The organism is Haloferax sp. Q22 (genome assembly GCF_001482285.1).
GTDB lineage: Archaea > Halobacteriota > Halobacteria > Halobacteriales > Haloferacaceae > Haloferax.
Window position 1 is genome coordinate 1 of the sequence record NZ_LOEP01000038.1, and the last position, 9,462, is coordinate 9,462.

General features: G+C 65.5%; 10 protein-coding genes. 7 read left to right on the forward strand and 3 right to left on the reverse strand.

Annotated features, from left to right (window positions below):
* Nucleotides 1–194 precede the first annotated feature (194 nt).
* The 4 genes from AM590_RS17990 to AM590_RS18005 all read left to right on the forward strand — a co-directional run bounded on the left by AM590_RS17990 (nucleotide 195) and on the right by AM590_RS18005 (nucleotide 5,044).
* Entirely contained in the window at nucleotides 195–845 is a 651-nt protein-coding gene (locus AM590_RS17990) for a hypothetical protein (RefSeq protein WP_058828678.1), read from the forward strand.
* Between the two features lie 457 nt (nucleotides 846–1,302).
* On the forward strand, nucleotides 1,303–2,472 hold the full coding sequence (locus AM590_RS17995; protein ID WP_058828679.1) for a sugar phosphate nucleotidyltransferase: 1,170 nt from the start codon (nucleotides 1,303–1,305) through the stop codon (nucleotides 2,470–2,472).
* Nucleotides 2,472–4,289 carry a glutamine--fructose-6-phosphate transaminase (isomerizing) gene (glmS, locus tag AM590_RS18000; RefSeq protein ID WP_058828680.1) on the forward strand — a complete coding sequence of 606 codons (1,818 nt, stop codon included), beginning with the start codon at nucleotides 2,472–2,474 and terminating at the stop codon, nucleotides 4,287–4,289. Before AM590_RS17995 ends, glmS begins: the two co-directional genes overlap by 1 nt.
* Nucleotides 4,290–4,483: 194 nt before the next feature.
* The gene (locus AM590_RS18005) at nucleotides 4,484–5,044 is read left to right on the forward strand and encodes a helix-turn-helix domain-containing protein (protein WP_058828681.1); all 561 of its coding nucleotides are present in this window, start codon (nucleotides 4,484–4,486) and stop codon (nucleotides 5,042–5,044) included.
* Nucleotides 5,045–5,104: 60 nt separating this feature from the next.
* Here AM590_RS18005 and AM590_RS18010 read toward each other — a convergent pair whose 3' ends face one another.
* A complete protein-coding gene (locus AM590_RS18010) occupies nucleotides 5,105–5,338 on the reverse strand; it encodes a hypothetical protein (protein ID WP_004978156.1) in 234 nt (77 codons plus the stop codon).
* Nucleotides 5,339–5,499: 161 nt separating this feature from the next.
* Between AM590_RS18010 and AM590_RS18015 the strand changes: the two genes are divergently transcribed.
* The 3 genes from AM590_RS18015 to AM590_RS18025 all read left to right on the forward strand — a co-directional run bounded on the left by AM590_RS18015 (nucleotide 5,500) and on the right by AM590_RS18025 (nucleotide 7,241).
* Complete coding sequence (locus AM590_RS18015; RefSeq protein ID WP_058828682.1) at nucleotides 5,500–6,276, forward strand: DICT sensory domain-containing protein; 777 nt, start codon at nucleotides 5,500–5,502, stop codon at nucleotides 6,274–6,276.
* Between the two features lie 89 nt (nucleotides 6,277–6,365).
* The gene (locus AM590_RS18020) at nucleotides 6,366–6,722 is read left to right on the forward strand and encodes a hypothetical protein (RefSeq protein WP_042663184.1); all 357 of its coding nucleotides are present in this window, start codon (nucleotides 6,366–6,368) and stop codon (nucleotides 6,720–6,722) included.
* A 150-nt stretch (nucleotides 6,723–6,872) separates the two neighbouring features.
* Nucleotides 6,873–7,241, forward strand: a complete 369-nt coding sequence (locus AM590_RS18025) for a helix-turn-helix domain-containing protein (protein WP_058828683.1) — start codon at nucleotides 6,873–6,875, stop codon at nucleotides 7,239–7,241.
* A gap of 9 nt (nucleotides 7,242–7,250) precedes the next feature.
* Here the strand turns inward: AM590_RS18025 and AM590_RS18030 are convergent, their stop codons facing one another.
* Both AM590_RS18030 and AM590_RS18035 read right to left on the reverse strand, forming a co-directional pair.
* Nucleotides 7,251–7,694 (reverse strand): Rrf2 family transcriptional regulator, encoded by a 444-nt coding sequence (locus tag AM590_RS18030; protein WP_058828684.1) that lies wholly within the window; start codon nucleotides 7,692–7,694, stop codon nucleotides 7,251–7,253.
* A gap of 214 nt (nucleotides 7,695–7,908) precedes the next feature.
* A complete protein-coding gene (locus AM590_RS18035; protein ID WP_058828685.1) occupies nucleotides 7,909–9,306 on the reverse strand; it encodes a response regulator in 1,398 nt (465 codons plus the stop codon).
* Nucleotides 9,307–9,462: the final 156 nt, after the last annotated feature.

Consider the following 9,462-nt stretch of genomic DNA (forward strand, 5'->3'; position numbering starts at 1 on the left):
CGAAGGATCATCTTGCAGGGTCGCTGAGCTCATTCCACCTCAGCATTCACCCTGCTCTTTGGTGTGCTAATCGTTCTATGACACCCTCGGGGCGCATCCAAAGGTTGTGGTCTGTGCAAAGTCCCGTGGTCTCCCCTCTCGACTGACCACGGTATTCGGTAGCACCCGACCACACAGTGGGGGAGGAAGGAACAATGGTTACCGATTCATTACAAGCAGACACCGACGTTGTTGACCAGACGGCGAACGAACAAATCGCGGAGACGACTGGTGGGTCTCACGCGCTTGCCGAGCAGCAGCAACAACCCGAAATCGAAGCGCTCTCGAAGGACATCGTCTTCGAGATTCTGAAGAACCAGCGCCGGCGCGACGCGCTCCGGTACCTCAAGGAGAACGACGGCGAGGCGAAGCTCGGCGACATGGCCGAGTTCATCGCCGCGAAGGAAAACGGCATCGAGATCAAGGCGCTATCGTCGAGCCAGCGAAAGCGCGTGTACATCGGTCTGTACCAATGTCACCTCCCGAAGATGGACTCGGCGGGCATCGTCGACTTCGAGAAGAACCGCGGTGACATCACGCTTCTCGACACCGCGAAGCAGCTCGATCAGTACCTCGACGGCGACGTCGTCAGCACCGAGACCGACGACGAGCAGTCGGCGTCGCTCGCCGCGTCGCCGAAACGGAACCTCGCTATCGCAGCCGGCGTGGCCGCGACCGTCTCCGCCGGCCTGCTCGGCGTCCCCGGTCTCGAACAGATTCCGGCCGCCGGCTGGGCCGTGCTGAGCACCGCGACGCTCATGGCCATCACCGCGATGGAGTCGTACAAGGACCGCCTCGACCTCTGAGTCGGCCCCCACGCGCCCGCGTCGCGAACGATATCAACGAACAACTCGGATTTTACTTCGGTCTGCTTTCTGACAGCGGCGGCCTTGCTCGCCGCTCGCCCGTCGACGTCGTTCTCTCGGACGCTCTCTCCCTCCCACTTCGCTTCTGACTCTCACGCTCCCGTTCCCGTTCTCGACTCGCGGGTGTGATTCGCAGACCGTGCAACCGACGTGGCGGCTTCGGCACGCCACGACACCGCCGGGAGAACGCCCGCCCCGATTAGGAGCGTCCGAACCCGCTTCCCTTCCGATTTAAGCTGGCTTTCGCCGTTTGCAACAGTCTCACACGCGACCCTAACGCGCGACCGGTTCGGGGAACCCTCTGTATAACAATCCCCGTCGCCGTCCCTGTTCCCTCTATGACTCACTCACCGTCACGGCCACGTTCTGAACGTCCGTCGCTCGCGGGAGGGCGCGAATGAACGACCGTATCACCGAGGCGGTCGTCCTCGCGGCCGGCGAGGGGCGACGGCTCCGCCCGCTCACCACCTTCCAACCGAAGCCGATGCTCCCGGTCGCCAACCGGCCGGTCATCGAGTACGTCCTCGACGCGCTGTTCGAATCAGGTATCGAGCATGCCGTCGTCGTCGTGGGCCACCGCGCCGACCGCATCCAGTCGCATCTCTCTGCGACCTACTCGGACGTGGACATCGAGTTCGTCCACCAGGACTCGCGTCTCGGCAGCGGCCACGCGCTCCTCCTCGCCGAGGGTCTCGTCTCCGGTCCCTTCGTCGTCTGCAACGGCGACAACGTCGTCGACGCCGACATCGTCTCGACGGTGCTCGAACGCTTCTCGACGACCGACTCCGTGGCGACGGTCGCGGTCGCCGAATCCGACACGCCCGAGGAGTACGGCGTCATCGTCGAGGACAACGGCCGCATCGCCGACATCGACGAACACGCCGTCGACAGCGAGGGCTATCTCGTCAACGCGGGCGTCTACGTCTTCGACGACGCCGTCTTCGAGGCGCTCCGGCACATCCCGCCGCACGACGGTGAGACGCGGCTTCCCGACGTGATTCACTACCTCGACGGGAACGTCACGTCCGTCCTCGTCAACGGTGGCTGGCTCGACCCCTCGCACCCGTGGGGACTCCTCTCCGTGACGGAGACGCTCCTCGCGCGCAGACACGACTCCGCGGTCGCCGAGTCGGCGCGGATTCACGAGCGCGCGCTCGTCGGCGACCACGTCGTCGTCGGCGAGGACTGCGACGTGGGGCCGGGCGCGGTCATCAGCGCCGGCTCGTGCCTCCAAGACAACGTATCGGTCGGCGCGAACAGCGTCATCGAGCGCTCCATCCTCTCGACCGACGCGCGCGTCGGGGCGGGCGTCGTCCTCCGTGACTCCGTCGTCGGCCCCGGCGCGACCGTCGGCGACGGCGTCGTCTCCCCCGGCGGCCGGGCGGACGTCATCCTTGAAGGCCGGCTCTACACCGACCGCCGTCTCGGCAGCATCATCGGCGACCGCGCCGAGGTCGGCGCGAACGTGACGCTCACAGCGGGTAGTCGCGTCGGCGCGGAGGCCGTCGTCGGCCCCGGCACGGTCTTACACGGCGACGTTCGCGAGCGCGTGGAGGTGACCCACTGATGTGCGGAATCACCGCCTGCATCGGCGCGGACAACTCCGTTGACTCGCTCGTCGACGGACTCCAGCGGCTGGAGTACCGCGGCTACGACTCAGCCGGCATCGCCGTGAAAAACGGCTCGGGCATCTCGCTGACGAAGCGCGTCGGCGAGGTCTCCGAACTCGTCGCGGCGGTCGAGCAGAACCCCATCGCCGGCGACTACGGCATCGGCCACACCCGCTGGGCGACCCACGGCGGCGTCACCGACGGCAACGCCCACCCCCACACCGATGAGTCGGGCCGCATCGCCGTCGTCCACAACGGCATCATCTCGAACTTCCAGTCGCTCCGCAGCGACCTCGAATCCCGCGGACACGTCTTCAGCAGCGAGACCGACACCGAAGTCATCCCGCACCTCATCGAGGAGAACCTCCGCGACGGCGCGACCCCCGAGGAGGCCTTCCGCGCCGCGGTCGGCAGCCTCTCGGGGAGCTACGCCATCGCAGCCATCATCGGCGACGAGGAGGCCATCTTCGCGACCCGCTCCGGGTCGCCGCTGGTCCTCGGCGTCGGCGACGGCGAGTACTACCTCGCCAGCGACGTGCCCGCGTTCATCCAGCACACGGCGCGCGTCGTCTACCTCCACGACGGCGACTTCGTCGTCACCCGCTCGGACGGCTACGAAATCACGGACTCGGCCGGTCGCGCGGTCGACCGTCCCGTCGAACACGTCGAGTGGGACCCCGAGACGGCGACGAAGGGTGGCTACGAGCACTACATGTACAAGGAGATTCACGAGCAGCCCGGCGCGCTCCGGCGGACCACCCAGGGCCGCCTGAACACCCACGCCGGCGGCGTCGAACTTGAGGAGTTCCCGCCGGAGTCGTTCGCCGACGTGAAGCAGGTCCACCTCCTCGCGATGGGCACCTCGCACCACGCCGGGATGTACGCGGCGTCCCTGCTCAACTCTCGTGGCATTCCCGCCTACGCGTTCATGGCCGGCGAGTACTCGGTCATCAAGCCGCCGGTGACGCCCGACACGCTCGTTATCGCGGTCAGCCAGTCCGGCGAGACCGCCGACACCCTCGACGCCGTGCGCCGCGCCCGCGCCGCCGGCGCGCGGACCCTCGCGGTCACGAACGTCGTCGGCTCGTCGATAACCCGCGAGTGCGACGACGAACTGCTCATCCGCGCGGGTCCCGAAATCGGCGTCGCGGCCACCAAGACGTTCTCGTCGCAGGTGACGGCGCTGACGCTCCTCACGGAGCGCATCGTCGAGGACGTGACCGGTGCGAAGTCGCCCGCCGCGCGCGACCTGATGGAGGCCCTCTCGCGGCTCCCGGGCGACGTACAGGAGGTGCTCGACACCTCGATGGCCCGCGAGATTGCCATCGAGTACGAGGGCAGCGACGCGTACTTCTTCATCGGCCGCGGGGTCGCCCACCCCGTCGCCCTCGAAGGCGCGCTGAAGTTCAAGGAGATATCCTACGAACACGCCGAGGGGTTCGCCGCCTCGGAACTCAAACACGGACCGCTGGCGCTCGTCACCCCGATGTCGCCGGTGTTCGCCATCTTCACCGGCCACGACGACGAGGCGACGCTGAGCAACGTCAAGGAGGTCCAGGCCCGCGGTGCGCCCGTCGTCGCCATCACGAGCGACCGCTCGGGCGAGGTGACCGAGTTCGCCGACCACGTGCTTCGGATTCCGGACACGCACCCCGACATCGCCGGCGTCCTCGCCAACGTCCAGCTCCAGCTCGTCGCGTACCACGCCGCGGACCTGCTCGAACGGCCCATCGACAAGCCGCGCAACCTCGCCAAGTGCGTCACCGTCGAGTGAGCGGCGCGGTGACACGACGCGGTGGGCTCCCCCGCCGTCTCCCCGCGTTTCGCCCCCGTTAATCCGCCGTCGCCGTTCGATTTCGGCGTCCCACCCGCTATTTTCAGGCGTTCGCGAACGTTCGGCGATACGTGAATATTATCTCGACTGTAGGCACCGATTACATATTACCTGCCCGCGTCAGGTAACACGCGATGACCCGACGCGACCTCGTGGACGACGTTCTTTCGGCCGCAGACGATCCTCCGGGCCCGCTGACCGACGAGAGCGACGCTCCCCCGGCGACGGACGAGACCGACATTCCTCCCGAGTCGTCGGACGACGACCTCCTCGACGCGCTCGGTGACGAGGTCTCGCGGGACGTGTTGTTGGCGTGCAACCGCGCGCCGATGACTGCGGAGGAGCTCGCGGAGAACTGCAACGTCTCCGAATCGACCATCTACCGCCGTCTCGAGACACTTTCGAGCCTCGGGCTCGTCGAGCGAACGCAGCGAGTCAACGCGCCGAGCAAGACGTGTTACGAGACGGTCGTCGACGGCCTCTCGATTCACCTCGGCGACAGCCTCCGCGTCGAGGCGGGGTCGAGCAACTACGTCGTCGACGCGATGCGCACGATTCTGACCGCGATAGACGTCCAACAGCTCGCGTACGACCGCGAGCAGAACAGCGTGGACGTTCGGTTCCGACTGGCGCCGCACCTGCTCGATTCGCTGGTGGAACTGTACGTCAGAGACACGAATTCGCGTGAGGAGTAGTCCGCCGACCGCCGATGTCGGTTCGTTCGCCGCGTCGCCTTCTCGCGGGCTCTCGCCGTCCTACCGTCGCCACGACCCGTCGACTTCGCCGAGGACGAGCGCGAGTGCGTCTCTCGCGCGTCCGACCGCGATGAGTTCGCGGGCGGCCGCGGCGGTGAGCGGTCCGATGGACTGCGAGGATTCGAGCCCGGCGACGATATCGGGAACCTCCGCGGTGAACCACGAACTGGCGTCCGTCCCGGGTTCGTCGTCGACTTCTGCGGACGGGCGGGTGTGAGGGGCGTCGGAAATCATACCGAATGTACACGCTCGCGGGGGATAGTTAGGAATCCGCACAGCTCCGGTAGCGACTCCTTTACTCGTCGGGTGTCACTCGGTTTCGCGTACTGAATCGCCGGGAATCGGGCACCATATTATTGCAAAGAATAATAACCCGGTGTAGCGTTTCCCCGGTAATGTCTCTCAGCGAACTTATCTCCGGCGTCGCCGCCTCGGAGCGAACACTGACGGTGTTCAATCCGACCCCCGGCGTCGTCGAGCGACTCGCCGAGCACCTTGCGGATCGAAACGTCTCGGTGGAGTCTGCGAGTTCCGACGAGGGCCCTTCGAACTACGCGGTGCTGGGTACCGGCGACAAGTTCCACACGGCGGTTTCGGTCGACGACCTCCTCACGCGCCCCGAGGACGTCGAACCGGGGTTCGAACGCGACTCGTACGCGCCGATTCTCGACCACCTCGACGAGACGCTGTTTACCTCCTATGACCGTCAGCAGATGCTCAACGCCACCCGCGAAATCGAGGACCGCGCGTGGCGCGTCGGCGCGGGCGAACTCCATTCCGGCTTTCAGTCCGGCGGGAACCTCCGTCCCCAACTTGAAACGTACCGCCGTCTCGGCGGCCGCAACGACCTCTCGGTCCACGCGTACATCTACCCGAACGGCGAGGTCCCGCAGGCCGACCAGTTCCAACTGCACCTCGCGCGCTCCGATGAGATTCGGCGCTCCTGGTTCGTCGCCTACGACGGCAACGGCGTCGGCGACTACAAGTGCGCGCTCGTCGCCGAGGAGACCGAACCGGGGTTCGGCTTCACTGGCTTTTGGACGTACGACCCTTCGACGGTCGACTACATCGTTAACCACCTCGTCTCGTCGTACTCGATTATCGAACCCGATGGCTCGGGCGACACCGACTCCCGTCGTCAGATGACTGCTCGACCGAAGGCCAGCCGCTGACTCGGGTTTACTCCTTTTCGTTCGCCCACAGAATCAATTCGGAGAACTGGGCGCGAATACTTACGAACGCCCGCCGGGAACCGGGCGGTATGGTTGACGGAATCCTCCTTGACGCCTCGCACCTGAAAGGCAAGGTCAAGGGCGGCCGCGCCGGAGCCGAAATCGCCGGAATGAGCTACATCGGCTACGAACTCGCGGTCACAGAGCGGAGCATCCACGTCTACGGCGACCACTGTAATGCCGACATCCAAGACGAAGAGTACCGCTACCTCATCGTCCCGCTCGACTCGGTCCGAGGAGTCGAACTCAAGGACCTGTCCGACCGAGGCCGGTGCCTGCAGATTCACGCGCTAGACGATGAGGTGATACTCTTCTCGGAGAACCAGTCGAGCCTCTCGAAGAACCTCAAGCGCGTGTTCCTCCTCCTCTCGCGGCTGCTCGCCTGAGCGGGCAGTCGGTCAAGCGGGGCAGTCGGTCGATGATTGGTGGTCGTCGGTTGGTCGGCCAGTCGCTCGGTCCGCAGACGAATCAGGTAACGTTTCGAAAGCAGGTAAACTGACCGAACCGCTAAAGAGGGTCGGAACCGAGGTGGGTGTATGGCCACGGATATGAACCTCGACGACGCCCCCTGTCCCATCATCAACTCGCTGAAACAAATCGGGTCACAGTGGCGTCTCATCGTCCTCCACGACCTCCAAGACGGTGAAAAGCGGTTCAACGAACTGAAGCGCTCGACCGGCGCGAGTTCGCGGACGCTCTCTCGCGTCCTCGACGACCTGCAGGAACACGGCTTCGTCAACCGCCGGATGGAAGAGGACGCACCGGTCGCGACGTACTACTCGCTGACCGATAAGGGCGTCTCGCTGTGCCCGGTGTTCGACGAGATTCAGGAGTGGGCCACCGAGTGGCTCGACGCCGAGCACGAAGAGTCGGCCGAGGCCGAGACGATCCAGTCGACGGCCTGAGCGCGCTTTCTACACTTCGAGCGGGTCGCCCTCTGCCGTCTCGAAAATCTCCTCGTGGACTTCCGCGACGGTGACCGAGTCGAGTTCGTCGAGCATCGCCTGAATCGCCGGTTCGAGCAGTTCGCCGAGGACCGGCTGGATGTGTTCGCCGACGGTGCACTCGTCGTTCGGTTCGTTCGTGTGGAAGCAGAACGGCTCGGCGTCCTCCACCGCCTCGTAGATATCGCGAAGCGTGATGGCGTCCGGCTCGCGGGCCAGCGTGAAACCGCCGGTCGGGCCGCGCTTGGAATCGACGAGGTCCGCCTTCCGGAGCGAACACAGAAGCTGACGGATGACCACCGGGTTCGTGTTGACGCTCCACGCGAGACGGTCGGAAGACAGCCGTTCGTCGCTCCGCACCGCCAAGTTTGTCAGCACGTGCGTCGCGACGACGAATCGGCTGCTGTTCGACATACACGTTCTTTGGAGCTACGGGCATTTTAGATTTCACGGTGATGCGCCGATTTCGCCGGATTCTCCGTGGAATCGACGTTTTTCAACCCCCGAACCGAATCGGGGGTTCGATATTCGAATTCGGTCACGAGAACTGACCGGATGGGGTTCCGAACGGACGAAAAGTAGACCCGGCGTCGGCCGACTCGGGCGGGTCGACCGGGCGTCGGTCGGTTCACTCCTCGTTTTCGTCAGCGCTCTCGTCTGCGTTCGCCTCCCCCGCCTCGTCCTCCTCGGCGGTCGCCGGGAGCGCGTCGACGTCGGTCGCCCGCATGAGCGCGATGACCACGTTGTCGGCGACCTCCGCGGCGAACCGCAGTTCGTCGGTCTGCCACTGCCGCGGCTCGCCGACGTGTTCGTGACAGACGACGCCGACGACTTCGCCGCCCGACCTGACTGTCGCGTCGAGCATCGACGCGATGCCCTTCGGTTCGAGGTAGCCGTTCCGTAGTTCGGCGGTCGCGGGGTCGGTCTGAACGTCGTCGACGCCGAGCGACCGATTCCCCGCCAGCGCCTCGAAGTACGACGGGTAGTTTGACGCAGTTAGCGTCGCCCCGGCCGTGTGCTCGCCCGACACCTGGTCGTACTGGTCGACACAGCGGAGCGTCTCGGCGTCGTCGAACAGCCAGATACTCGCCCGCTCGACGCTCAACACCGTCGCCATCGTCTCGGTGATGCGCGGGAGGGCGTCTTCGAACGACCCCGCGATGACCGTCTCGTCGGTCGCGAGGTCGATGAGCGCCCGGCGTTGGCGCTCTCGCCGTTCCCGTTCGCGGTACGCCTCGGTCACGTCGCGGAACACGACGACGACGCCTTCGACCTCCCCGTCGTCGGTCCTGATGGGCGACATGCTGTCTTCGATGTACCGCTCGTCGCCGTCGCTCGTGACGAGTTTCGTTCTCGCGCCGAGTTCGACCGGCCCGCCCGCCTCGGCGACGCGCTGCATCGGGTCAATTCGTTCGCCGGTCTCCGCGTCGACGAGGTGGAACACGTCGGAAAGCGGCTCGCCCACGGCGGCGTCGGCGTCGTAGCCGGTTATCTCCTCGGCCGTTCGGTTCAGCTGGGTGACCGTCCCACTGGCGTCGGTGGCGACGACGCCCTCCGCGATGGAGTCGAGGGTGACGCGGAGATGCGCCTCGCGCTCCCGGAGCCGCTGCTCCGCGCGCCTGTGTTCCGTGATTCTGACGAGTGTCTGCCGGAGGACACCGTACTGCGCCGTCGGGTCGCCACCCTTCTGGAGGTAGCTGTCCGCGCCGAGATTCAGCGCCTCGATGGCAACCTCCTCGCGGCTCCGCCCGGTGAAGATGACGAAGGGAATGTCGGAGCCGCGCTCGTCGCGGAGCACCGATAGGAGTTCGAGACCAGACATCTCGGGCATCTGGTAGTCGGAGACGACCGCGTCGAACGACTCCCTCTCGAGGAGCGCCAGCCCCCGCCGCGGCGAGTCGGTCGTCTCGACCTCGATACCGTCGTCCGTCGATTCGAGAAACCGCTTCGTCAGCGCCAACAGCCCCTCGTCGTCGTCGACGTAGAGCACGCGTATCGTCGGTGATTCCCCCTCGGCCCCGTCCATGTACTGTCGTGATTCTTCGCTGTTGTGTCTGATAACTGTTTGGCGAATTAACTGTTATATTGGTGCCATGGAGGGTGTCATAGAACGATTAGCACACCAAAGAGCAGGGTGAATGCTGAGGTGGAATGAGCTCAGCGACCCTGCAAGATGATCCTT